The sequence below is a fragment of the Limosilactobacillus agrestis genome (genome assembly GCF_014145585.1).
Lineage (GTDB): Bacteria > Bacillota > Bacilli > Lactobacillales > Lactobacillaceae > Limosilactobacillus > Limosilactobacillus agrestis.
The window spans coordinates 41,425-65,978 of sequence record NZ_JACIVF010000049.1 but is presented as its reverse complement, the minus strand read 5'-3'; the positions used below and the strand labels follow the sequence as shown (position 1 = coordinate 65,978).

At 36.7% G+C, this 24,554-nt stretch carries 21 protein-coding genes; 12 read left to right on the top strand and 9 right to left on the bottom strand.

Annotation, left to right across the window (positions count from 1 at the left end):
* Positions 1–114: 114 nt before the first annotated feature.
* On the bottom strand, positions 115–1,707 hold the full coding sequence (locus H5R88_RS04120; protein WP_182578526.1) for an Nramp family divalent metal transporter: 1,593 nt from the start codon (positions 1,705–1,707) through the stop codon (positions 115–117).
* A 566-nt stretch (positions 1,708–2,273) separates the two neighbouring features.
* Here H5R88_RS04120 and H5R88_RS04115 point away from each other — a divergent pair.
* The 5 genes from H5R88_RS04115 (at position 2,274) to H5R88_RS04095 (ending at position 7,912) form a co-directional block, all read left to right on the top strand.
* On the top strand, positions 2,274–3,284 hold the full coding sequence (locus tag H5R88_RS04115; protein ID WP_182578527.1) for a zinc-dependent alcohol dehydrogenase family protein: 1,011 nt from the start codon (positions 2,274–2,276) through the stop codon (positions 3,282–3,284).
* A 260-nt stretch (positions 3,285–3,544) separates the two neighbouring features.
* The gene (locus tag H5R88_RS04110) at positions 3,545–4,057 is read left to right on the top strand and encodes a TetR/AcrR family transcriptional regulator (protein ID WP_182578528.1); all 513 of its coding nucleotides are present in this window, start codon (positions 3,545–3,547) and stop codon (positions 4,055–4,057) included.
* Positions 4,058–4,067: 10 nt separating this feature from the next.
* Positions 4,068–5,126: an ABC transporter permease gene (locus tag H5R88_RS04105; protein ID WP_182578529.1), complete on the top strand. Its 1,059-nt coding sequence runs from the start codon at positions 4,068–4,070 to the stop codon at positions 5,124–5,126.
* A gap of 18 nt (positions 5,127–5,144) precedes the next feature.
* Positions 5,145–5,834, top strand: coding sequence for an ABC transporter ATP-binding protein (locus H5R88_RS04100; RefSeq protein WP_182600314.1), 690 nt, complete (start codon positions 5,145–5,147; stop codon positions 5,832–5,834).
* A gap of 95 nt (positions 5,835–5,929) precedes the next feature.
* The gene (locus H5R88_RS04095) at positions 5,930–7,912 is read left to right on the top strand and encodes an ABC transporter ATP-binding protein/permease (protein WP_182600313.1); all 1,983 of its coding nucleotides are present in this window, start codon (positions 5,930–5,932) and stop codon (positions 7,910–7,912) included.
* A gap of 501 nt (positions 7,913–8,413) precedes the next feature.
* Here H5R88_RS04095 and H5R88_RS04090 read toward each other — a convergent pair.
* Together H5R88_RS04090 and H5R88_RS04085 are read right to left on the bottom strand one after the other, a co-directional pair.
* Positions 8,414–8,731, bottom strand: coding sequence for an ArsR/SmtB family transcription factor (locus H5R88_RS04090; protein WP_182578532.1), 318 nt, complete (start codon positions 8,729–8,731; stop codon positions 8,414–8,416).
* A gap of 239 nt (positions 8,732–8,970) precedes the next feature.
* Positions 8,971–10,674, bottom strand: a complete 1,704-nt coding sequence (locus tag H5R88_RS04085; protein WP_182600312.1) for a LysM peptidoglycan-binding domain-containing protein — start codon at positions 10,672–10,674, stop codon at positions 8,971–8,973.
* 427 nt (positions 10,675–11,101) lie between these two features.
* On the opposite strand from H5R88_RS04085, the gene H5R88_RS04080 reads away from it, so the two are divergent.
* Positions 11,102–12,046, top strand: coding sequence for a LacI family DNA-binding transcriptional regulator (locus tag H5R88_RS04080; RefSeq protein WP_182600311.1), 945 nt, complete (start codon positions 11,102–11,104; stop codon positions 12,044–12,046).
* Positions 12,047–12,177: 131 nt separating this feature from the next.
* Here the strand turns inward: H5R88_RS04080 and H5R88_RS04075 are convergent, their stop codons facing one another.
* Entirely contained in the window at positions 12,178–12,363 is a 186-nt protein-coding gene (locus H5R88_RS04075; RefSeq protein ID WP_182600310.1) for an LBP_cg2779 family protein, read from the bottom strand.
* Positions 12,364–12,587: 224 nt separating this feature from the next.
* On the opposite strand from H5R88_RS04075, the gene H5R88_RS04070 reads away from it, so the two are divergent.
* From H5R88_RS04070 to hisS, 3 genes are all read left to right on the top strand, one after another.
* Complete coding sequence (locus H5R88_RS04070; protein ID WP_182578535.1) at positions 12,588–13,208, top strand: LVIS_2131 family protein; 621 nt, start codon at positions 12,588–12,590, stop codon at positions 13,206–13,208.
* A gap of 1 nt (position 13,209) precedes the next feature.
* Positions 13,210–14,406, top strand: a complete 1,197-nt coding sequence (locus tag H5R88_RS04065) for an MDR family MFS transporter (RefSeq protein ID WP_182600309.1) — start codon at positions 13,210–13,212, stop codon at positions 14,404–14,406.
* 325 nt (positions 14,407–14,731) lie between these two features.
* The gene (hisS, locus tag H5R88_RS04060; protein WP_182600308.1) at positions 14,732–16,009 is read left to right on the top strand and encodes a histidine--tRNA ligase; all 1,278 of its coding nucleotides are present in this window, start codon (positions 14,732–14,734) and stop codon (positions 16,007–16,009) included.
* 119 nt (positions 16,010–16,128) lie between these two features.
* Here hisS and H5R88_RS04055 read toward each other — a convergent pair whose 3' ends face one another.
* The 3 genes from H5R88_RS04055 to H5R88_RS04045 all read right to left on the bottom strand — a co-directional run bounded on the left by H5R88_RS04055 (position 16,129) and on the right by H5R88_RS04045 (position 19,035).
* On the bottom strand, positions 16,129–16,623 hold the full coding sequence (locus H5R88_RS04055; RefSeq protein WP_182578538.1) for a helix-turn-helix domain-containing protein: 495 nt from the start codon (positions 16,621–16,623) through the stop codon (positions 16,129–16,131).
* Between the two features lie 103 nt (positions 16,624–16,726).
* A complete protein-coding gene (locus tag H5R88_RS04050) occupies positions 16,727–17,365 on the bottom strand; it encodes an NAD(P)H-hydrate epimerase (RefSeq protein WP_182600307.1) in 639 nt (212 codons plus the stop codon).
* A gap of 284 nt (positions 17,366–17,649) precedes the next feature.
* A complete protein-coding gene (locus H5R88_RS04045) occupies positions 17,650–19,035 on the bottom strand; it encodes a L,D-transpeptidase (RefSeq protein ID WP_182600306.1) in 1,386 nt (461 codons plus the stop codon).
* A 524-nt stretch (positions 19,036–19,559) separates the two neighbouring features.
* Here H5R88_RS04045 and H5R88_RS04040 point away from each other — a divergent pair.
* The gene (locus H5R88_RS04040; protein ID WP_182578541.1) at positions 19,560–20,216 is read left to right on the top strand and encodes a L,D-transpeptidase; all 657 of its coding nucleotides are present in this window, start codon (positions 19,560–19,562) and stop codon (positions 20,214–20,216) included.
* Between the two features lie 198 nt (positions 20,217–20,414).
* Here H5R88_RS04040 and H5R88_RS04035 read toward each other — a convergent pair whose 3' ends face one another.
* Complete coding sequence (locus tag H5R88_RS04035) at positions 20,415–20,996, bottom strand: hypothetical protein (RefSeq protein WP_182578542.1); 582 nt, start codon at positions 20,994–20,996, stop codon at positions 20,415–20,417.
* Positions 20,997–21,067: 71 nt separating this feature from the next.
* Here H5R88_RS04035 and H5R88_RS04030 point away from each other — a divergent pair, with 71 nt between their 5' ends.
* Both H5R88_RS04030 and H5R88_RS04025 read left to right on the top strand, forming a co-directional pair.
* Positions 21,068–22,279, top strand: a complete 1,212-nt coding sequence (locus H5R88_RS04030; RefSeq protein WP_182600305.1) for a D-alanyl-D-alanine carboxypeptidase family protein — start codon at positions 21,068–21,070, stop codon at positions 22,277–22,279.
* Positions 22,280–22,349: 70 nt separating this feature from the next.
* The gene (locus H5R88_RS04025) at positions 22,350–23,204 is read left to right on the top strand and encodes an alpha/beta hydrolase (protein WP_182600304.1); all 855 of its coding nucleotides are present in this window, start codon (positions 22,350–22,352) and stop codon (positions 23,202–23,204) included.
* A 42-nt stretch (positions 23,205–23,246) separates the two neighbouring features.
* On the opposite strand, the gene H5R88_RS04020 is transcribed toward H5R88_RS04025, so the two are convergent.
* Positions 23,247–24,368 carry a glycerol dehydrogenase gene (locus H5R88_RS04020; protein ID WP_182600303.1) on the bottom strand — a complete coding sequence of 374 codons (1,122 nt, stop codon included), beginning with the start codon at positions 24,366–24,368 and terminating at the stop codon, positions 23,247–23,249.
* Positions 24,369–24,554: the final 186 nt, after the last annotated feature.

Here is a 24,554-nt window from a genome sequence, read left to right as displayed (position 1 = left end):
CATATTCTTCAACAGCTTTAAGTTTAGTTTTAACGCTAATTTTGGTCATATAAAATACCCCCAGAGTTGATTTCCAACTCTGGGGGTACACGTCATAACTTTCAGTTTTTTATTTTAATCTTTAGCACCTGAATCTTTCATTTGAGCTTCAAGTTGTCCGAATCCCTTGCCTTCAGCAGCAAATCGCTTGTCTCCTTTATAGAGTTCAACACAAGTCCAGATAAGAAGTGCAAGAATGATAATAATCGTGATATACGCAAGAATGTCAGATGTTCCCTTTGCCCAAATACCAAAACCTTCATAAGTTGCAGGAAGGTTGTAAAGGTTTAAGAAAGTAAGGGCAACTACAGAAATCCAACCGCAAACCTTAACCCAGCCGCTATTCTTGAATTCCCCCATTTCAATTTCACTGTTAGTCATGATCAGTAACGGCAACATTGAAAATGGAAGAGCAAAAGCTAAGAATACCTGTGAATTTTCCATTAAAAGGTTTAGTGAAGTATGCTGTTGGATGGTGCTTTCACCACTTGTCAAAGCCACACATACAATAACTGGAACGACCGAAATAACCCGAGTAACCAAGCGACGAGCCCACAACGGCATTCGCATATGCACGAATCCTTCCATAATAACTTGACCAGTTAATGTTCCGGTAATGGTTGAATTTTGCCCGGAAGCAAGTAAAGCAACTGCAAATAAAGTAGATAATACACCCGACTTAGCAACGGCAATTAAAATCGGGTTACTAAGCATAGAGGTATTATTTAAGGCATCATATAGGCCGAAGAAAGAACTATCTTGAACAGCACCAGTCTTGAAAACAGCAACACCCATGATTAAAAGTAGGGCGTTAACAATAAATGCTAAGGATAATTGGATGTTTGAATCCCAAGTAGTAAAACGAACTGTTTGACGAATACTATCAAGATCATTATGATCAATCTTACGGGTTTGAGAAATTGCGGAGTGTAGGTATAAGTTATGAGGCATAACGGTTGCACCAATAATACCTAAAGATCCAGTTAATGGAGTAATTCCGCCGATTTCAGGGTGCTGTGCAACAGCCTTTGTTGAAGGGAGCAGTCCCATAAAAACGTTTCCCCAGTTAGGGTTTGAGAGAGCAACCTGATAAGCGAAGACAAATAAAATAACCAAAATTAAACATGAAACAATTGCTTCGATTTTTCGGAATCCAATCTTGGTTAATAATAACAGTACTAAAACATCAAGAACAGTAATGAAGACAGCTGGGATTAATGGAATATGGAAAAGCAGGTTTAAGGCAATTGCTGCCCCAATAACTTCAGCAACATCGGTAGCCATAATTGCTAATTCAGTCATGATCCATAGAATAATACCTAATGCTTTACCGGTACGTGCCCGTGTTGCCTGAGCAAGGTCCATTTGACTCACGATCCCAAGTTTAGCCGCCATGTATTGTAGTAACATCGCAATCAAACTTGAAATCAAGATAGTAGTCATTAAGGTATATTGGAAACTCTGTCCACCAGTAATTGAAGTTGACCAGTTTCCTGGATCCATGTAACCCACGGCAACTAATGCTCCTGGGCCCGAGTAAGCGAATAATGTTCGCCAGAAACCTTTTCCACGAGGAACTTCAACTGTTCCATTGATTTCCCCAAGTGATTTACCGTTTGCATGCTCAATTAGGTGATGCTTACGATGTTGATTCTTTGTGTCGTCCACGTCAAATCCACCTTTCGTTTGAGTTTTTGTTAATCAGATTGGAAATCATAATTAACTAAGTTCGAATACTTTGTTAGGGTAACATAAAAAAATATATCCTGCAATAGAAAATCGCCGTAATAACGGTAGCTCAGGCGATTTTGGGGAGTGGTTAGAGATGGGTTTTGGTGTACCTAATGGCAGTTAAGCGCTTTCTGAAAGGCGGAGAAATTTTTATATAAATTTAAAGTTTATTATTTAATATGTAGGAATATTTTATTTTTGATATAAAACACTAAATTGGGAAAACTTTGTGAAATTATGTGATCGAAAAAATAGTAGTAAAACCATTTATTCGTTAGTAAAAAATTAGTCCAAACTTAGTGAAGAAAAAAATATTTAAAAATTACGCTTTTTTTAAAAATACTTTTATACTGGGATTTGTTTAGGGTTAGATTTAATGAGTTTAACGTTTTATGATAGCAAAAAGAATGTGAGATAATTGTTGGACGTTTGACAATTAAGGCGTTTTCACCCTATACTATCACTTGACAAATGATTGAATTCACAAGAGAGGTATTTTAATTATGAAGGCACTTGTTTTAACAGGTAAAAAACAACTCGAAATTGAAGATATTAAAGAACCTGAAATTAAGCCTGATGAAGTCTTAATTCATACTGCCTACGCTGGTATTTGTGGTACTGATAAAGCACTTTATGCTGGCCTTCCAGGATCTGCATCAGCTGTTCCTCCTATTGTTTTAGGTCATGAAAACTCAGGTGTGGTTACAAAAGTTGGTTCAGAAGTTACTAACGTTAAGCCTGGTGATCGTGTAACTGTTGACCCTAACATTTACTGTGGTCAATGTAAGTACTGCCGGACTCAACGCCCAGAATTATGTGAACACCTGGATGCTGTTGGTGTTACTCGTAACGGTGGCTTTGAAGAATACTTTACTGCTCCCGCAAAAGTTGTTTACCCAATTCCTGATGATGTTTCATTAAAGGCTGCTGCCGTGGTTGAACCAATCTCATGTGCAATGCACGGTGTTGACTTGCTTGAAACTCACCCATACCAAAAGGCTTTAGTATTAGGTGATGGTTTTGAAGGTCAATTATTTGCACAAATCTTAAAGGCACGTGGTATCCATGAAGTTACCTTAGCTGGTCGTTCAGACGAAAAGTTGGAAAACAACCGGAAGCACTTCGGTGTTAAGACTATCAACACTACTAAGGAAGAGATTCCTGCTGATGCATATGACATCGTTGTTGAAGCTGTTGGTTTACCAGCTACTCAAGAACAAGCACTTGCAGCAGCTGCTCGTGGTGCTCAAGTATTAATGTTTGGTGTTGGTAACCCTGATGATAAGTTCTCAGTAAACACTTACGATGTATTCCAAAAGCAACTTACAATTCAAGGTGCCTTCATTAATCCTTACACTTTTGAAGACTCAATTGCCCTTCTTTCTTCTGGGGTTGTTGACCCATTACCACTCTTCTCACACGAATTAGAACTTGATGGTGTGGAAGACTTTGTTAGTGGCAAGTTAGGTAAGGTTTCAAAAGCTGTTGTTAAGGTTGGCGGCGAAGAAGCTTAATCTAGATTGAGATAAAAATTAAATCTATTGAAAACGAGGCGAGATAAATTTCTCATCTCGCTTTTTTTATGCTTTATTTCATATGCAAGTGAATGTAATTAGCAATTAAATCAAACCTTAGGCAAAGTACTACAATCGCAAAATTTGCAGAAATAGCAGTATTATAATTTTTATCTAATGATTGACACGGTGTCACTTTGATGATAACCTTAAAATATATTCATAGTGACACGGTGTCACGATGTGGCGGAGGAATTAAGATGCCAAGTACAACATTTGAAAATTTAAATCAACAGAAAAAAGAACTCATTACTAATGCACTACTAACAGAATTTAGTCAGCATAGCTTAGCAAGTGCCCAAGTTGCACGGATTGTAAAGCAAGCTGGAATCGCCAGAGGAGCATTTTATAAGTATTTTACAGATTTAACGGAGGCGTATCAGTATCTTTATCAAGTGGCAATTTTAGAAATTCATACACCAATTACCCGTGCTAACCACATTTTAACCGCGAGTGATTATGTTAATCAGATCAAAGCTTTTGTAGATGAGATCAACGGAAGCAAGTACCGTGATTTTATGCGGTTGCACTTTCAAACAAATGAAGGGTTATTACGTGACAGTACGCAACCGCAAATAAAGATTCACAGTGCTCAAGAATGGAGTGTAATGGTTTTGAGTCATGAAACAATTAAGGATTGCCTTCTTCAGCCCAATAAACAAGGTGAAGCAATTACACGACTATCCAAGGTATTAACTGCACTATTGCAGTAGGAGGTAGAATATGTTTTTAGCACTAAAAGAAATGAAACATGAAAAGCTGCGTTATGGATTAATTGTTGCCATGATTGTTTTGATTAGTTACTTAATGTTTTTCCTAATGGGGATGATGTTGGGACTCCAAAATGAAAACGATGCTGCTATTAAAGAGTGGGGGACGGAAACTGTTTTTCTAAATAAAAATAGTAATGATAACCTTGGACAATCAATTATTACTCGTGACCAACTATCAGGTAAGAATCAAAAAAATGTTGCACTTGTCGGTCAGGCACCAGTAGTTCTTAAAGAAAAAGGAGCAAGTAAAGAAAGTGCTCAATTTATCGGCCTAGATCCCGACGAATTTATTTCCCGGGAAAAGATCAAGATTACAAGTGGTCGTCAAGCGAAGGAAAATAACGAAATCGTTGTTGATAAGAGCCTAAATAAACAAGGATATCATTTGGGGGATAAAGTAACAATTAACTCCCAAAACAAGAAGTATAAGATTGTTGGTTTTGTCGATGATGCTAAATTTAGTGTTGCCCCCGTTGTATATGGCAGTTTGTCAGTTTGGCGGGAATTGAGGGGACTGAATAGTTCGGCTGTTGCTAGTGGACTCTTTTCTGATCATCAGCTTAGTAAAAGTACTTACCCTGATCTTCAACATTACACTGTTAACGAATATATTAATAAGTTGCCTGGATATTCAGCGCAAAATAATACGTTTACTTTTATGATTGGCTTTTTAATGGTAATTTCATTAATTGTAATTGCGGTCTTCTTATATATTCTTACTATGCAAAAAATAAGTCATTATGCAGTTATGCGTGCCCAGGGAATTCCAGTGCGTCACTTAATTATTGCGACAGTTACTCAATCAATTTTCCTGATGATTAGTGGTGTAATAGGTGGGATCCTTTTAACCCTTATTACGAGTGTAGCAATTCCGATGTCGGTACCAGTTATTATGAATTGGCCACTAATTAGTTTAATGGCAGTAGGATTAATAGTTCTTGGAATGATTGGCTCATTGTTACCGGTGCGAATGATTATTAAAATTGACCCGGTACAGGCCTTAAATTAAGGTGAGGAGGCAAATGCTATGTCAAAATTGAAGCTAGTAGACGTTAACAAATATTATGGCGCAGGAATCGGCCGTGTTCATGTTCTTAAAGACGTTAATTTTTCTGCTAAAGCGGGAGAACTAAATTTAATTTTGGGTCCTTCTGGATCAGGAAAGAGTACCTTTTTAACAATTGCGGGCGGTTTGCAAACGCCTACTTCAGGGAAAGTGTTAATTGACGGAATTAATATTGAAAAGCTGTCTTCTAAAAAACGTGATGAACTGCGCCTACAGAAAATTGGTTTTATTCTTCAGTCGTATAACCTACTACCCTATCTAAATGTGGCCGATCAATTTAAGCTTGTTGATCGCATAAAGAAGAGCGGGAACGTTTCCTCAGAAGCCTTTGATGAATTGTTAGAAAAACTTGCTATAAAAAAATTACTCAAGCAATACCCTTCTGAATTGTCAGGAGGCCAAAACCAGCGGGTAGCGATTGCACGTGCCCTCTATACCAATCCTGAGATAATTCTTGCGGATGAGCCAACTGCGGCCTTAGATAGTAATTTAGTTGGGATAGTTGGACAATTATTTCAGGATTTAGCTAAAAAAAGAGGGAAAGCGGTGATTGCTGTAACCCATGATTTACGTTTACGTGAGTATGCTGATAATGTTTACGAGTTAGCTGACGGGAAACTTACATTAAGTAAGAAGCTCTCAAACCAATAATATAAATAATGTTAAAGAATATTAGAAACAAGCCATTTCCATAACGAACCTTGCTATAATAAACGGACTAAATAAATGGTAGCGGGGAGGATGCAATGGCTTTTTTAGAATTAAAAAACATATATAAATCATATTATCTTGACGAAGAGGAATTCCCAGTCCTTAAGGGTATTAACTTACAGTTTGATCGGGGAGAATTTGTGTCTATCCTTGGTGAATCAGGTGGTGGAAAGTCCACTTTAATGAATATCATTGGAGGCCTTGATCGTAACTTTAAAGGTGAAGTCCTTGTAAATGGCAAAATCCTTGACCATAAAAAGGAAAAGCAACTAGATAGCTATCGGCGTGCGACGGTGGGCTATATCTATCAGTCGTATAATTTAATTTCTCACTTGACAGTACTGGATAATGTTTTGGTTGCGTTGGACATGACAACTTTGACTAAGGAAGAACGACGGAAGCGTGCATTGGAACTTTTAGATAAGGTTGGCTTAAGTGAACAAGTAAAAAAACATCCGAACCATTTGTCAGGAGGACAAAAACAACGGGTAGCGATTGCCCGTGCATTGGCGAGTGATCCACAAATTATTATTGCTGATGAACCGACAGGAGCCTTAGATGCACAGAATACAAAAGAAGTATTAGCATTATTAGACGGGATTGCTCGCGATGGAAAATTAGTGATCGCCGTTACTCATTCTCAGGAAGTAGCGGATAATGGGACGCGAATTGTTCATCTAGCCGATGGGAAAATTGACGGTGATGAAAGATTACGCCCTGCTTATCCGATACCAGAAGACCCAACAGAGATTACTCCACGAGTGCTACCGGCGATGGCGAGTTACCGAACGGCTTTTAAACATTTAACCTATAACTTTTGGCGTAATTCATTAATTATGCTAGGAACTGCAATTGGTATCTTTGCGGTACTCTTATTTAGTGGTTTAGGTAATGGGATAAATGGCTACATTCAAAACCAGATTAATTCTCTTGCCAACCCGCAGGCAATTACCGTATTTAAAAACACAACTGGTAAAAAGATGACTCAGGAACAAATTCAATCATCGTTAGGACAAACAATGGCAGCCAATCCTCAATCGATGACAATTAGTGACCGTAATATTGACCAGTTACGAAAGCTTGACAGTGTGTCGTCTGTTCAACCAGGAATTATGGTGAGTGCTTTTCAGCTTAATTATAACGGAAAGAAACAGAGTGGAACTTCACTAAGTACCTGGAGTAAGGCAATTACTAGTGATTCAATCAAGCAGGGACATAAACCCAAGAATGGTGAAATCGTTCTTACAAAGCAACAAGCAATCCAATTATTAAGTGCTAAAAATTATAAGCAAATAGTTGGTAAAACTATCCAGCTTTCATTTACATGGATTGATGGTGATAATAATCCGGTGCCTGTTTCTGGAAACTTCAAGGTAGCGGGTATTACAGAAGGAGCAAGTGCCGGCACTTCAATTACCTATTCCACTATGCGTGCGTTGCTTCAAAAAGCGAATGCCTCTACTGCTGCTAACTTTGCAACTGTTAATGTAACTAATCTTGATAGTGTGCAAGGAGTAGCAAATAAGATTGACAATCTTCGTGGTAGTAATAATAAACGGGTATTAGGAGCGATTACAGTGGGGTCGATCCTTAAAACTGTTAATACTTATGTTAGTCTTGCTTCCACGGTTCTGGCTTCAATTGCTGGAATTTCATTGCTTGTGTCTGCGTTAATGATTATTGTGACAATGTATATGTCAGTTTCGGAACGGACAAAGGAAATCGGTATACTACGCGCTCTTGGTGAACGAAAGAAAGATATTCGCCGATTATTTACATCTGAATCTATCTTTATTGGGCTGTTTTCAGCGATCCTTGCACTGTTAATCGTTGCAGTTGTAACAGTTATTATTAACCACGCTTTGTATGGCTTGATTAAATATAATATTGTGCAAATTACTGTTGGAAATGTAATTTTTGCATTTGTAATTGCGATTGTAATTTCGTTTATTGCCGCATTGCTTCCTGCACGTCGGGCGGCAAATCTTAATCCAATTGATGCATTAGCTGCAGATTAGTTGAAAGGTGCTGTGACTTAAGACTATTATTCCATAGATCAAAAATTAACAGTGTGGTATATAAAAAGGTCTCAAATATTCGGAAAAACCGAATGCTTGAGACCTTTTTGCGCTTTATTCAACAATATTTTAGGCAATCTAAAAATGAGTGTCTAATAAATAAACATGATAACGATTTATGTTCTTAATAATAATCAATTACAAAATATTACTTGTTCAGACAGTTCACAAGGAGTGTTGTGAATTAGTAAAATGAACCTGTAATACGATAAATTTTAAGTTTAATAGTTACGCATATCTTGAATTTGGGTTAGATAAACCTTGATTCTCTGATGGCAAGTCATTGATTGTAAAAGAAATTTTAAAAACTGAACGTTTAGAAATTAAACTTATTTAAGTAACAAAAAGACATTTAGAAGTTATCGCCTAAGTTTCTTGGTGACGAATTCTAAGCGTCTTTCTTCTATTTCAAAGGGGGATCCCCCAAAATATTCACCCAAATTAGATGATTTTTTCTGCATGACTTAATACATCAGCGATTAAGGTTATTACCTGTGGGTTTTCTAGATGATAGATAATAGCCTTCCCTTCTCGCCGTTGTTGAACCAAATTATATTTTTTTAATAGTTGCAGTTGGTGGGAAACCCCCGATTGTTCCCAGTTCAACTGCATACTAATTTCTGAAACACTCATTGAATGTTGGATCAGCAAATATAATAATTGCAATCTCTTAGGATTCCCTAGCAATTTAAATAATTGACTGATCTTATTAACGTTTGGAATATCTGTTGTCCAACGGTCTACCACAATAAATATCACTTACTTTCTATAAACTCCCTAATGGTATTTTAGTGAATATTAATAATAAACTGCCCATCTTTATTCTAAAACAGAAAAGAGTTTTTTTAAACAAAAGAGAGTAGAAAATAACCTTCTCGACAAAGCGGTCGACTGAGCCAGTTCCATGTTACCTTACGATGGTTCGTGAAAGTAGTTGAGGCTGAGAGAAAACTTTTGTTTTCTCTCAGCCTCTTATATCATATAAAAAGTTTAATTAACTAAAGTGATAAATGTTGTCCTACAAAAATTGTATATGGGCTTTGAATATCATTTTTAGCTGCGATTGAGCGCCAGTTTAATCCATGGTAGGCGGCAATTTTTGATAATGAATCACCACTTTGCACTACGTAATCACTATTGCTAGTAGAGTAGTATGAAGTATTTTTTTGAACATTAGCATTATTATTAATACGTAATTGTTGACCAACCTCAATTAAATTGGGATTACTAATATGATTAGATGAAGCTAATGCAGATGTTGTAGTATTGAAACGAGCAGCAATTTGTGAAAGAGTGTCACCATTCTTAACTGTATATGTGCCATTAGAAGTAGTAGTAGCTTGTTGTTTGTTTTGCTGACTTTCTTGGCGATTAACAGTGGTGTTTTGAGTTGCAGTTGGGCGAATAGTTAACACTTGACCGACATGAATCAGGTTAGGGTTGCTAATGTGATTGAGCTGAGCTAATTGAGTATAGGTAGTGTTAAATTTACCAGCAATTCCTGAAAGGGTATCACCACTTTTAATGGTGTAGGTACTATTGTTGGTTGCACTAGTATTAGTTTGAGACTGCTTAGAGTCAGTTTGTTGATTAGCCGCTGGTTGACGAACTAAAAGACGTTGCCCAACATAAATACGGTTAACATTGTGGATATCATTTAATGAGGCAAGATTATTTACAGTGGTATTGAATTGTCCGGCGATTCGGGATAATGTGTCGCCACCTTTAACAGTGTAGTATCCAGTGTTTGAAACAGTGACATTAGTTTCTGGAGTTTGGGCACTTTCAGTTTGTTTGTTTGTAACGACCTTTCCAGAAAGGGCAACAGCATCTAGCTGATTTAAGTTGTATGTTTGAACAAAGCGAATTAAGGTATTAGCATAGCTTGGGTCAGTAGCGTAGCCATCTTGACGAAGTTTAGTCGCAACAGACGCATAGTTGGTATCACCAAGCAAGTTACTGTAACGACTATTTACATTAAGAAAGCGACCATGATCAGTGACTGATTCAGAGTTGTTAGCATAGGCCCGGAAGTTAGCGTTAACATAAACGCTCCGGCCATTATAAACTTCCCGTGTACGCATTACAACTGAATTTCCATTATAGGAACCCTTAATTCCAAATAAGTTGTGAGCTTGTGTTGATAAGGCTGAACGTCCCCAACCACTTTCAACGATGGCTTGAGCAACTGTGATTGAAGGAAGAACCTTATATTCATTCCATCCTTGGATTGCACCAGGAGCAACACTTTGAATGAAGGCTTGTTGTGAAGCGTTGTTACTGAAATGTAAGGTATTTAAATTGGTTGTAGAGTTTTCTTGTGGTGCAGCGGCACTAGCAGCTTTTAAATTAGCAGGGGCGGCCTGTTTTGCTTCAGTAGATTGAGCTGAAGCCGAATCAGCAGTGGCTTGGCTAGTAACAGTTTGACTAGCATTAGAAGTAGCTGTACTTTCTGCTGAGGCGCTATTTGAAGTGCTTTGGGCAACAGCAGAAGAATCATTAGCACTATTTGTGTTGTTTTGGGTATTTGCAGTAGTTGCAACGGCAGATCCTTCAGAAGAAACTGAAGCATCATCAGCATGGGCAACTGCACCAGTAGCAGTTAATAAAGTGACAGCGGTTAATCCAGCAAAGACCCATTTTTTTCCGCTTTTATACATCTTAAAATGGGTTGATGGATCATTATTAGATTGACGATTCATTGGTAGTAACTCCTTAATTTGTATTTGAAATTCTTAAACATTACTCCTAAAAATGGCTTATTAATCAATACATAAATTAAAATAATGCCAAAAAGATCCAAAAGTTTAAGAAGTTCTAAAGATTTAACTAAATATAAACTAGCATTAATTCGCTTGAGCGTCAATTTAATTTACTGGTAAAAAGCTAGCAAAATCCTTTAAAACAAGGGAGAAAAATATCATAAAATCAATAATTATCGTCTTCATAAAATATGTTTTATCAAATGAAAAATATTTTTCAACAAATGATAGAATAAACATATGTAATAGGACTTATTATTGTAAAAATGGGGAGGAAAAGTATATTTAAAAGTAACCGTCGCTTGTTCAAATATGGTGAGCTATAATAATGGAATAGTTTAAATGAAATTGATCAAGGAGTTTTAGAATGGTTGCTAAGTTAAAAGATGTTGCTCAATTAGCGGGGGTCTCAGTAACTACTGTTTCCAGAGTAATAAATAATTATGGTTCCTTAAGTCAAAAGACGATTGATAAGGTTCATGCGGCAATGCGGGAGTTAAATTACCAGCCAAATGCCTTAGCACGGGCAATGCAAGGGAAGCCGTCTAAGTTTGTTGGCTTGATTTTTCCCAACTTAATTAATCCATTTTTTGCGGAATTAGCAAATGAACTTGAACATGAATTATTTAAGAAGGGCTATAAAACAATTATTGCATCATCGGCTCAAAATCCAGAAATAGAGCATGAATACTTAAATATGTTGATGGCAAATCAAGTAGATGGGATTATTTCGAGTTCTCATAATCTTGGAATAGAGGAGTATCACCAACTTACTGCTCCTATTGTTTCTTTTGATAGGTATATTGCTGATAACATTCCAATTGTTGCAGCTGATAGTTACCATGGGGGAGAACTAGCAGCAAAATATTTAGTGGAGCATGATGTACAGCGCTTAGCAGTAATCGTGGATGAAGACACTTCTGTTTCACCGACTATCAATCGGATTCAAGGAGCGCTTGACTTTTTGAATAAACAGAAACGAGATTTTGAACCGTTGGCTATCCAACATTTAGATCTTGAAGCTACGTTCCCTGGTAACTATGATGGAGTATTGGCTTCTAATGATGTTCAAGCATTAACTATTAGTAATCTTTATTACCAGGCAGGAAAACAAATAAATAAAGACTTTTTTATTACGGGCTATGATGGTTCACGATTGATTCGGAAAGTGGCGCCTTACCTTCCAACAGTAATTCAACCAATTTCGGCATTAACTCAGGAATTAATTAATACTTTAATGAAGCGGATAGAAGCACCACATGAAAAGATCGAAACCAAACTTGTTCCTGTTGAATTTTATCAACCAAAATAAATAGAAAAGGGATCTAGAAGAAAGTAATGTTTCTTTTAGATCCTTTTTAGACTAGAGCAGAGAAATAATTATTAATTCCGCTTAAAAAGATATTCAATTTTAATTTTGTCGCAATGGCATGAATGGTAATGTTACTTACTTTGCATGAACCGTTGAAGCAATTCAGCTTCTTCTGAAGTTACTGGGGTATTAGATGATTTAATTTCGTGAATTCGTTCAACAGATAAATGACTGCCGAAAGCAACTTCATTATCATTTAAGTCATTCTCGCGCTCAAAGTTAATCAACTCTTGAGCAAGCTCACTCAAATTGTTCATGAAAACATTCCTCCTTAGTAGGTATATTACTAAACAATACTAACCTTATATCTTATTCTAAATCAAGACACAGTTTGTTACCAAAAATTAGTTTAGCACAGTTTGAACTTATCCTTATAGTTATTTTATTAAATTTATTCGTTTGTTATTAAGATTTAACGACAATCGAATAAATTTGTGTGATAATCATAGTAAATAATCTAGAGAATGGAGTATTGAAAATTATGAATTGGAATTGGCTAGGATGGCTATCGTGGATATGTGCAATTGCCTTTTTTTGTTATGTAATCCACTATATCCGGGTTAAGCAATTAATGCTGATTGCTAAGACGAAAAAAGTATTTAACCTAAATTTGGTAGTTCGCTATGTGATCCTATTAGTCGTATCCCTATGTTGGCTCGGGGGGATGGCATATCTCACATTTTTCCGCCCGGTTGATATTAATAATCATCAACAAACACAGACTTCGATCACTTACCGTCCACTTCAAATGGGGAATAAGTCCGATGATTTCTATTATGTTTTAGCGACCCGGAGTAAAAGTGGGAAACACCCAATTGTGTCATATACGTACTGGGCTGGAAATGATAAATACACAACAAATTCGCGGTATGGCTCAGTTGCTGATGGATCACGGATAGTTACCTTAGATGCGAGTGCTTTACCATGGGATAAAAAGCAATTAGAAAAAGAGGATGCCAAGACAGGACATGCTTTTGCAGCGGTAATGGATGTGAAGTACAAAAATACTGCTATTAATGGTTTAGGGTTAAAGGCAAATCATAGTGCTGTAACTTACACGCTCTTACGTGTACCTTCTTCTGATATGGTGTCCGAACGTTAAAATGAAACATCAAACAGTAAAATTAAAATGGGTTGCCCTTGCAAGTTTGTTGAATAACACTGGGGCAGCTTTTTTATGGCCGCTTACAACTATGTACCTTCATAATTATCTTGGGCAAACTTTGACAACTGCTGGCTTTGTAATGTTGATAATGTCGATTGCGATGATGACGGGAAATTATTTAGGTGGTTGGTTGTTTGACCATTGGAAACAATATCAAACGGCCCTACTAGGAGTCAGCTTATCAACACTCGCAATTTTCTTATTAATCTTTATTCACAGTTGGCCGTGGTATGCGGTTTTAATCACGATTAATAGTTTTGGTGATGGGATCAATGCTACGATCGTCAATTCTTATGGGGCCTTGGTTAGGGAGCATTCTTCACGCTATGTTTTTAACTATATTTATATGGCCTTTAATATTGGGGTTGTAATTGGAACGTTGTTGGTGGGTGTTCTTTTACCAATCAGTGTAGTAGTGGTTTTTGCCGCTGCAACAATCTTTTACATTTTATTAATGTTAGTAGTATTCTTAACATTTAATGTGGCCGTAGATGTGATTAGAGGTAATTCAAAGATACAAGAACGCCACCATAGTTCTCGCCAATGGCATTCGCGATGGATTATCTTGGTGTGGTTTATTCTCATAAACTATATTACAGTCCACTTAAGTTACTCCTTATGGGAAAGTGTAATGGCAGTTCATATGACAAATATGGGGATTCCATTCTATGCCTATAGTATGTTGTGGACATTAAATGGGATGTTAATTATTATTGGTCAACCACTTGTTAATAAATTAAGCCCCTATGTGCGTTTATCGACGCAAATTATTGTGGGAATCTTTATTTTTGCCTTATCCTTCCTCTTATTAATTTTTGCTCGGACCCTGACAGCCTTTGTTATTGATTTTGTAATTTTAACAATTGGTGAGATGACTAGTTTTGCTGGCTTGCCTGCTTGGATTACGCAACTGACTAATGTGGACGAGGCTGGTCATTACCAGGGGTTGCTTAATATTATGATGTCGATTGGCCGCGCAATTGGGCCATTGTATGGTGGATTTGTTATTGAAAAGGGAAGTTACCAATTCTTATTTATTTCGGTATTTTGTCTAATGACTGGTACTTTGATGATTATTTGTATTTATTTATGGTATTTGCGTCGAGTCCAGCGACGGCTTAATTTAGATAAATGATACCCAAAATCTGTAAGCTATGGTAAAATCACTAATGTATTATAAAAGCATTGACGTAGAAACAAAGTGCCTGTGTAATTGACAGAGATCCAGTTGAGTTGAGAGCTGGGAGCAGACATGATCCACCTCTACTAGCTGAAAGGATGAATTTTAGTAGTCTGTTCCGGTGATTCCGTTATCGTCAGGAGTTAACGCAACTCCATGAGGCAGTGACTGTGAGGTTACTGTAAATAGAGGTGGAACAGTGATGAATATCGCCCTCTAAGACTGTTAAGGTCTTAGAGGGCTTTTGTTTTTATACGCAACGAAAGGGGAAACACAGTTAATGGATTATCAAAAGCCAAAGGGAACTGCAGATATCTTACCAGGAACTACAAGTATTTGGGAAAAAGTAGAACAAAATGCGCGCGAAGTTTTTAACCAGTTTGGATACCGGGGAATTCGTACACCGATGTTTGAAGACTATCATGTTTTTTCACGAAACGTGGGAGATACTTCGGATATTGTTGAAAAAGAAATGTATGATTTCCATGATAAGGGTGATCGTCATATTGCATTACGTCCAGAGGGAACAGCCGGAGTAGTACGGGCTTATGTAGAAAATAAGCTCTACGGTCCAGAATACCCTAAGCCTTACAAAGTTTATTACATGGGACCGATGTTCAGGTATGAACGGCCTCAATCAGGGCGCCAACGTGAATTCCACCAAATTGGGGTCGAGGCATTAAATAATGAATCGCCACAAATTGATGTAGAAGTTATTTCGATGGCGATGGCTCTCTTTAAGAAGTTTGGGGTGCCAAATGTTAAATTAGTTATTAATACTCTTGGTGATAAGAAGGTTCGTGAAGATTACCGAGAAGCATTAATCAACTACTTGAAGCCCCACTACGATGAATTGAGTAAAGACTCTCAAGAACGTTTATATAAGAATCCATTGCGTGTACTTGATAGTAAGGATGAAGGTGATAAGAAGATTGTTGCAGACGCACCATCAATCCTTGATTATCTTGATGAAGAGTCACAAGCTTACTTTGACGAAGTGCAAGCATTATTAAATAAATTAGGAATTGATTTTGAAATTGATACCAATATGGTGCGGGGACTAGATTACTATAACCATACTATCTTTGAAATTATGTCTGACTCACCAGTATTTGGCGGTGGCTATACGACTGTTTGTGCTGGGGGTCGGTATAATGGTTTGATTAGCCAGCTTGGTGGACCTGAAGAAGGTGGAATTGGCTTTGGAATGGGTGTTGAACGGTTAATGCTCTTACTCCAAGAGGAAAATCCTGCATTTGCTCCTCAAGATCAATTAGATGTCTTCTTTGCTAGTGCTGATCAGCAGGGGGATGAAATGGCATTTGAAGTCCTCAGTAAGGTTCGCGAGCAAGGAATCGTGGCTGATAAAGATTACAGCGGAGTAAAAGTTGGTAAGCAGATCAAAGAAGCTTTTCGTCGTAATGCGAAGTACTTTGCAGTTTTTGGCGCTCGTGAAGTCGAAGAAGGAACTTTCCAATTAAAGAATGCGGCTACTAAGGATGCAATAACGATTAAAGTTAGCGATTTTGTAGCCAATCCGGCAGAATATTTGAAATAACTAAATTAAACGCAAGCGGGAAAGCTCCTTTTTGATAAGGCTTGACCCCACAAAAAAAGCAGCGGCTAAGAGATCATAGTAGATTCTCTTAGTCGCTGCTTTTTTGGTCGGATATCATTTTAACGACAAATATTGCCAAGGGCGTTGTAATTTACATCGCGGTTCGCATAATCCTCTGTTAGCTTGTTTACGAGTCGGTCTAATTCTCGCTGTTCATTTTCACTCAATGTGTGGTAAGCAGCTTCAGCAATTTTGTCTCGGCGTTTTAGCAGATTATCAGCAACTTCGATACCTTCAGTGGTAAGCTGAATTTTATATTCTTCGTCGTTAATTGGGGTGGTAGTTGCTAAATTATTTGTTACTAATGCTTTAGTAGCATCTTTGAGGTCACTTGGACGATAATTGAAGTCATAAATTAATTGTTGGCTAATTAAACCATCATCATGTTTACGTAAAATCCGGAGAAGACGGTGAAAATTGTGACGATCAGGAAAACCTGGTAAACAATAATCACCATGACGTTCTTCTTCAATGTGTACTTGGCACTTTAACATTGATTGGTATTTTTCAAAATTTTTAACATCTAAAAATAATTTGGTTGTTAACTCTGACATATTATTTACCTCCAAATTAGTTCACTGAAACGTTCGTCACTTATTATAATAATATTAATATTTAGCAATTAATAGTAAAACGACTCGGTAAATAATATTCCAATTAGTCTACGGCATAAGTTCCCATATCGTTAGCCACGATAACATTTCCTGCGTAATCTTTTCCATCATTTTTGGTTAAGCCGACCTTGTTATAGGCAAAAGTTACGGTTGTAGTAGCGCGGACAGCAGTGCCCATCACTTCACCAGTATCAGTATTAACACCTGATGGCATATCTACTGCAACAATAACTGCATCAGTGTTATTAATTGCATTAATCGCGTCAGCATAAGCTCCTTTTACTGGGCGATCGATTCCAATTCCAAACATTGCGTCGACAATTAATGTTGCCGTATTAAGAATAGCGAGATCAGCAGTTTCAGGAATTTGATAATAGTGAGCAATTTTTTCTTGTATTTGGTGTTCAGCAGATGTATGTTTGGGATTACCTATATTGAGGATTGTTACATTGACACCGGCAATATGAAGCAAACGGGCAATAGCAATTCCATCCCCGCCATTATTTCCACTCCCAGCAACTACTACCACATCTTTTAGCGCAATCGGAAAAGCATGTAAGATTTCATCGCGAACGGCTAATGCAGCTCGTTCCATTAACACAAGGGACGGGATCCCAATGGTATTAATAGTGTAAGAATCGTAATGTCGCATTTCTTCTGCAGTAACAATTTTATCAGTCATAATCTAAACCTCCTAAGATTAAGATACATTTTTACTGTATCACTAATGTTGGATTGTGAGGTGCGGAGAAAATTTTTTTACGTATATATTAATTAGGAGGAAAAAAAGCTGGGAGAAAACTTTTGCTTTCTCCCAGCTCAACTACTTTCACGAACAAGAGCAAGGTAACGGGGAACTAGCTTCGTGTTACCCCCAGGGTTTAAGTATGAACGAGTAGCCTGTACCGTGCTAATCATCGTCCTGGCATAGCTTACTGCCTTATCGAGAAAGTTATTTTCTAAGAATTAATAAATAATAACTGGTTCATTTTGCTTTAAATCATGGAAGGCCTGACCAGCTACACTTGGTTGCATATTAATACAACCATGTGAGCCATCGCTTAGGTAAGCAGTTTTTGACCAATTGTGACGCCAACTTGCATCGTGGAAGCCACATCCTGTTAAAGTAAATGGTGACCAATAATTAACTTTACTTGCATAATTTGACCCATCATCGTTTTGTCCGCGGAGAACTGAAGGACTTTGTTGGTACATGATATACCAGACTCCCTTTGGCGTTTTGTTACCTTCATTATTGGTTCCGCTAACGATATCTGTTTCAAGGACGCATTTACCATCTTTGTAAAAATAAGCTCGTTGCTCAGCTAATGAAACTTCAGCGTAAGTATTACCGATACCATTATTAGATGTAACATTGTAGCCGAGCCCAGCAGTGTTATAGCCTTTACCTTCAATATCATGCTCACCATCAACTTCATGACGACCATCGATAATTGCTTTGGTTAACGAATTACCAGCCTTTTTCTCGCTAATTTTCCAACCATAGGACCCATTAGCTGTGGTGGTAATTTCTGCTCCAGAATGGGTCCTAAATTTAAATGGTTTATCAAGCGTTGCATGTTTTTCATTGATTTTCTTTATTTGTTTATTTAAGGCCGTAGTATCAAAATGATATTTGCCATTTTGATAAGTTGCCCGGGTAATAATTTGATTTGTAGTTAGGTTATACTTTTCGTTTTGAACAAGGTAGGTAACTTTTTTCCCTTTTAATTTATTTAATTGTTTTTCCTCGTTCTTAACGGTTTTACTATTTGCAGTAATCGGCTGTTCCTTATGTAAAGTAATATTAATTTTAGTACTTCCTGCTTGATTATTTAGTTGATTAACGGCATTTTGTAAATCATATTTATTACCCTTAACTGCAGGAACTACAGTAACTTTCTCATTTTGGTAGACAGCATAAGCATTAACGGGAGCTTTACGACCGGTGTTGAACTGATATACCTTGTTGGTTAATTTGTTTTTAGCAATATTAAGAGAATCTTGATCAAAGTTATCCGGCTTTATTGATAAGTTTGTTGCCTTATGTGATGGGAAAAATGTAAACTGCTTTTTCAGTGCTTGATTAAATTTTTGTTCATCATTATTGCTAAACTTAGACTTGGTTGGTTTAGTTTGGTAAACCAGCTTATTGTCAACGTATACTTTAGTTGCTCCTGAGGTGCCCTTGACCTTATCAAAAGCTTGTTTAGCGGTTAACCCACCAACTGCAATATTATTGATGGTTACGTTTCTGTTGAAATGATTTTTCTGGTGAACAGTTATTCCGGCAATTATTATAATTAATAATGCGCCTATTCCTGATATCCAGTATTTAATACTTGAATGCATTGTACCTTCCTTTAATTGAATAATTGAAAATAAATAATTACGTTCCTATCTTAGCACGAGAAATTAATAACTCAATAAAAAATTCATAAAATTACCGTGTTCTTAAATAGCGATCAATGCCATCTAAAAGAAACTTAAAAAATAAACAAATATTTAATAACAGGAAGAATTTGAAGAAGATCCGCCAATTAATTATTTTTAGTGAAAAGTGAAAAAGATCATAAATAATAACTAAAAGAATGAAGAGGATGTTAGCTCGTAAAATATCCTTTGACCATTTATGATTGATGGTATACGACCAAATATTTGATATGGATGAAAAAAATGATGTCATAATAAAGTCCTCACGATTATTACGTAAGATTTGCATAAATGATAGCAATAATAAATAAAAAGATAGCAGTTAAGTATGAAACTTTAAGATTATCTCGCATTTTGTACACCTTTTTTAAAGTATATTGAATAAAAAAATCCCTATAATTATAATAGTGATGTTTTGAATTATCTGTAAAGGAGAAATTAATTTGAACTTACGAGTAAAGCATTGGGTTTATGGAGTATTTTGCTTATTAGTGGCAATAATTGTAATTGGTCCCAAATTACATGCTGCTTCAAATGCACATCCCAAAAAAGCAGTAGTTGAATCGCAAGTAAAAGAAAAACCAACACAAGAAAAGAATGTCAACAGTAGTGAAAGTCATATGCGAACCCCCATTGATTGGCATAAGTCTTCAGAAACAATCCCATACCCAGATCTAAGTAAAGTGAAGGATTTTTGGATTAAAGTTGACTTAAAAAATAACCGGACATATTTGTATGATGGTTCAAAAATCATTTATACAATGTATAGCACAGGCGGAATTTACAAAAAGGATCCTAAAACAGGTAAGATGAAAAGCGTGACCCCGACAGGAACATTTTATGCTCAACAAGAGCGCGGAGATAGCTTCTTTAATCAATCATTAAAAGAGGGAGCTAATTACTATGTTTCCTGGAAAAATCATGGAGAATACTTATTCCATAGTGTGCCGACGAAAGCGGATGGGAAATATAATGAGCGAGAAGCTGCTAAACTTGGAAAAACACAGGGCTCTCACGGGTGTATTCGGCTTTCGGTGCCAGACGCTCAATGGATGGAAAAGAATTTACCAGTCGGTACTAAGATTGAAATTGTCGGCTAATTGTGTAGCGCTAAAATTTTACAGATAATCAAAAGGAGATCAATTATTAGAAAGACGAAAATCATTTGAATGATTGAAATTTTGATTATTGGGATGAAGTATGTAAGAAGATTATAAAAAATAATTATAATTAGTAAAATAAGGTTACTCCCAAGTAAGTGATAAAAAAAACGTCCGTATTTTAATTGTGAAATCATATTAATAGTCCTCCTTAACTATTAAGGGTGTATTTTCAGGCAAAGTTTGAAGCCATTTAGCATCAGGAGTTGATACCTGGATAGTGTTTTCAATTTTGGGTACTTTTCGTAAATTGCGTGAGACTTGATGATTATTCATATCTGTAACAGGGGTTTCGATGTAGTTCCCATTAGTAACTCCTAACCAATTTTTAGCGATGGCTTGCTGGGAACCATTGATATGATAAATTTGTTGTCCCCGAGCATGAAGTAGGCGAAAAGAATTTTTTTGTGCTGGTAGATTAATCTGTGCGTGGATAATGTAAATAACTTGTCGCTTATTTGAATTAATAACTAGAATTCTTTTTGCTTGTTTGATGGCGATCAATTCAATAGGGGCGTTATTAATCTTGGGATATGCCCAATTTTCGGAGGAACGGTGAATATTAGGGACACGAAGCCGATTTTGATTAAGAATTTGGCTTGTTTTGCTGACCTGGGGAATAAATTTAGCAGCACTATATGTGTAAATATTAAAAATTAGAACAAAAATAAGGAATAGACCAGTGGAGATAAAAAGCAGAGATTTAAGTTCTTTATTCATATTAAATTCCTTTATTAATTTATTATTAAGTTTATCTTATCGTACTTGGGGAAAATAGGAGAATAAATTTTATGAAAAAATTGACAGTTTTTATTTTATCTCTATTCATGATGCTAATGGTAGGAAGCCAATCAGTATTAGCAAATAATCGCATTGATGCTTCTGCAGCGATCATGACTGATGCTTCAACAGGGCAAATTATCTATAAGCAAAATGTAGATAAGGCTCTTCCAGTGGCCTCAATTACAAAATTATTAACTATTTTGGTAATTGAGGATGAAATTCAACAGAAGCAACTTTCATGGGATACTCAAGTAAAAATAACTCCGGAAATTGCGGCTATTTCTAATGATACTGCTTATTCTTCAATTGGCCTAAAATCTGGTCAATCTTATTCAGTTCGGACATTAATCAATGCGGCCCTTGTAAAGTCAGCTGATGGGGCTACCGTGGCACTTGCGACCGCTACCGGGGATGGAACCGATGAATTCAACCTTAAAATGATGCAAAAAGCTAAAAAAATTGGAATGACTAAGACAAACATTGTTAATTCAGTCGGATTAGATAATGGCGATATGAAAAGTTTTAAGTTGGCTGATCTCCCTAATAATGCTGTTAATACGATGAGTGCACGTGATGTTGCAATATTATCACAATACTTTATAAAACATTATCCTGAACTTTTGCAAATTACAGCACAAAAAGAAGTGAAATTTCAAATAACGAAAGATCAAGTTAGAACTGAAAAAAATCTTAATAAGATGTTACCGGGAGAGCAGTATGCGATAAAGGGGATAACGGTTGATGGACTGAAGACGGGAACTTCTGACAGTGCAGGAGCCTGTTTTGCAAGTACAGGGAAGTATCAGGGACATCGCATTATTACTGTTATCTTACATTCAAAAGGGAGCAATAAAGATAATCGATTTAAGGCTACTCAGAATTTATACAAGATTCTTAAAACAGAGGACCGTTTACAAAAAATAAAAGTTCCATCATCAGTAACAACGCGGAAAGTAGCTAATGGTGTTGAAAAAACAATGAAACTCACGCCACAATATGTAACCATTTGGAGTCCGTACGATACAAAAACGAACTATACAATTGGAACGCAATATAAAAAGAAAAAACTAAAAGCACCTATCTGGAAGGGTGAACGTGTTGGCAGTTTAAGAATAACTAGTAATCAGATAGAAACGCTTAATGGTGAGCCTTTAACTTATTCCCTATATAGTGCTACCGATGTCCGCTGCGGAAACTTTTGGCAACGTCTCTTGCATTAAAACAAATTTCGACCGATTTATTATTCTTAGGATTATAATTTAAGCAAATAAATAAAGCAGGTGAGAAATTATGAAAAAAAGCCATATTGAGATTGGGATAGTGGTAGGAATTGTTGTCTTGGCAATAATTGGTGGTGCAATTTGGCGGCAGCAAAAGCACAATAAATATGTACAATCAACAACGCCAACGCTATTTTTCCATGGTGGAGGCAGTAGTTATCATGCAGAAGAACACATGGTAAATGCTGCTAAAAAAGCCGGGGTAACGAGTACAGTTTTGCGAGCTGACGTTGCTAATAACGGGAAAGTTACCCTTCATGGTTCAATGCATAAAGGGGCTATCAATCCAATTGTTGAGGTAAATTATGATAACAATAGACAGTTGAATTTTAATAAGCATGGCGAATATGCGACAAATGTTGTAAAGGCATTACAGAAACGCTATCGCATAACTAAGATTAATATGGTTGGTCATTCCCTGGGAAATATTTCGATTATTTACTATATGTTGCAAAATGGTAAGAATCAGAATATGCCTCAATTGCAAAGGCAGGTTGATATTGCAGGACATTTTGCTGGATTAAATTTTAAACAAGTACCTGCTGCTATTCGGCAACCAGTTGGAATGAAATTAAATAAAGACGGCAAGCCAAATGAAATGAATGCCACATATCGTCAAATGACAGAAGTACGGCAAACCTATCCGAAAGACCAAGTAGCAGTTCTTAATATTATCGGTGATATTGGTAATCATACAGATGGAACCGTTGATAATGCATCGTCATTATCACTCAAGTACCTAGTAGCTGCTCGGGCAAAGTCGTACCGTGTCCTAAAAATAACAGGAAAAGATGCTCAACATTCGAAACTTCATAATAATGCTCAAGTTGATAAGGCATTAATTAATTTCTTGTGGGGTAAATAACAAAAAAATCAGACGTAGAAAAATTCTGCGTCTGATTTTTTATTACATCTGGCTATGATGACAATGGTGAATATTTAAATATTGTTTAGTATATGCATCAACTGCTCGTAATGCTTGCGCAACGTCATCTGGAGTTACCTTAAATGGCAAACGATCCATGGTATCTTGTTCTGAACAGGCGGCTTTTCCAGCACTGAGCAATTCTTCATCAGTAACATTTTCTAAATGTAGATCAGCAAGAGTGGTTGGGAGGCCTAAAGAAAGAATAAATTGGAAGTATTTGTTATATCGCTCTTTATCAGCGCCTTCGAGCATTAATTGGGTAAGTGTTCCGTATGCAACTTTCTCACCGTGTGTTAAATCATGGGTTTCTTCTAAGAAAGTTAAGCCATCATGAATAGCATGGGCACCAGATAAACCACCACTTTCAAAACCAAGACCACTCATCAGGGTATTAGCCTCAACAATATTGGAAAATGCTGGCGTAACGACATGTGATTCTGCATCAGCTACAGCTAGATGTGAGTAATTAAATAACGTTTCTTCACACTTTTGAGCGATTGCATTTCCAACAAGGGTTTGTTTTTCACCAAGCATTGTGTCACTATGCGCTTTGGCAACTGCTTGTGCTTCAACATTGGTAGCTAAAGCATCGGCAATACCTGAAATAAGCATTCGAACAGGACCATTAGCGATAACTTGTGTATCAACTAAGACCAAATTAGGATTTTGATTGTAGAAGCGATAATGGTCGAATCCACCGTCATCAGTGTAAATTACTGAAAGACGAGAACAAGGCGCATCATTTGAAGCCAATGTTGGCATAATTACAACTGGTAAATGGAGATTATCGGCAATCGCTTTAGCAGTATCAACTGTTTTACCACCACCAAGACCATAAACGACAGTAACATCATTTTCTTTACCGATTTCTGTGACTCGGTTTACTTCGTTAGTGGATGATTCACCATTAAATTGAACACGGGTAACATCATAACCACTTTCTTGAAGATATTGTTCAAAGCGTTGTCCAACAATTTTATAGACTGTTTTACCAGCTAATAATAGCGGCTTTGTACCAAAGTTTTTAAGATACTTATCACTTTCAAAAAGAACGCCCTTGCCTTGGATGTAAGACGATGGTGAGCCAAATTCTTCAACCATAAAATTCCCTCCATTATTCTTTGTGTACAAGTTAACAATATCACTTTTGAAGCTTTGAAGGAAGCTTACTTGCTATGAATTAGGTTAAAATTAATAAATATGGCTCTCAGTATCTGGGGTTTCCGAATACTGAGAGCCATATTGATGTCCTGTGAGATTGATTTATAATTTGGTAACAGCTTTTTA

Coding starts and splice junctions, on each gene's coding strand:
- H5R88_RS04100 (WP_182600314.1), top strand. CDS start 5,145: ATGTCAAAATTGAAGCTAGTAGACGTTAACAAATATTATGGCGCAGGA.
- H5R88_RS04020 (WP_182600303.1), bottom strand. CDS start 24,368: ATGGTTGAAGAATTTGGCTCACCATCGTCTTACATCCAAGGCAAGGGC.
- H5R88_RS04050 (WP_182600307.1), bottom strand. CDS start 17,365: ATGACTGATAAAATTGTTACTGCAGAAGAAATGCGACATTACGATTCT.
- hisS (WP_182600308.1), top strand. CDS start 14,732: ATGGATTATCAAAAGCCAAAGGGAACTGCAGATATCTTACCAGGAACT.
- H5R88_RS04030 (WP_182600305.1), top strand. CDS start 21,068: ATGAAAAAATTGACAGTTTTTATTTTATCTCTATTCATGATGCTAATG.
- H5R88_RS04025 (WP_182600304.1), top strand. CDS start 22,350: ATGAAAAAAAGCCATATTGAGATTGGGATAGTGGTAGGAATTGTTGTC.
- H5R88_RS04045 (WP_182600306.1), bottom strand. CDS start 19,035: ATGCATTCAAGTATTAAATACTGGATATCAGGAATAGGCGCATTATTA.
- H5R88_RS04075 (WP_182600310.1), bottom strand. CDS start 12,363: ATGAACAATTTGAGTGAGCTTGCTCAAGAGTTGATTAACTTTGAGCGC.
- H5R88_RS04095 (WP_182600313.1), top strand. CDS start 5,930: ATGGCTTTTTTAGAATTAAAAAACATATATAAATCATATTATCTTGAC.
- H5R88_RS04065 (WP_182600309.1), top strand. CDS start 13,210: ATGAAACATCAAACAGTAAAATTAAAATGGGTTGCCCTTGCAAGTTTG.
- H5R88_RS04105 (WP_182578529.1), top strand. CDS start 4,068: ATGTTTTTAGCACTAAAAGAAATGAAACATGAAAAGCTGCGTTATGGA.
- H5R88_RS04070 (WP_182578535.1), top strand. CDS start 12,588: ATGAATTGGAATTGGCTAGGATGGCTATCGTGGATATGTGCAATTGCC.
- H5R88_RS04110 (WP_182578528.1), top strand. CDS start 3,545: ATGCCAAGTACAACATTTGAAAATTTAAATCAACAGAAAAAAGAACTC.
- H5R88_RS04055 (WP_182578538.1), bottom strand. CDS start 16,623: ATGTCAGAGTTAACAACCAAATTATTTTTAGATGTTAAAAATTTTGAA.
- H5R88_RS04035 (WP_182578542.1), bottom strand. CDS start 20,996: ATGAATAAAGAACTTAAATCTCTGCTTTTTATCTCCACTGGTCTATTC.
- H5R88_RS04080 (WP_182600311.1), top strand. CDS start 11,102: ATGGTTGCTAAGTTAAAAGATGTTGCTCAATTAGCGGGGGTCTCAGTA.
- H5R88_RS04115 (WP_182578527.1), top strand. CDS start 2,274: ATGAAGGCACTTGTTTTAACAGGTAAAAAACAACTCGAAATTGAAGAT.
- H5R88_RS04085 (WP_182600312.1), bottom strand. CDS start 10,674: ATGAATCGTCAATCTAATAATGATCCATCAACCCATTTTAAGATGTAT.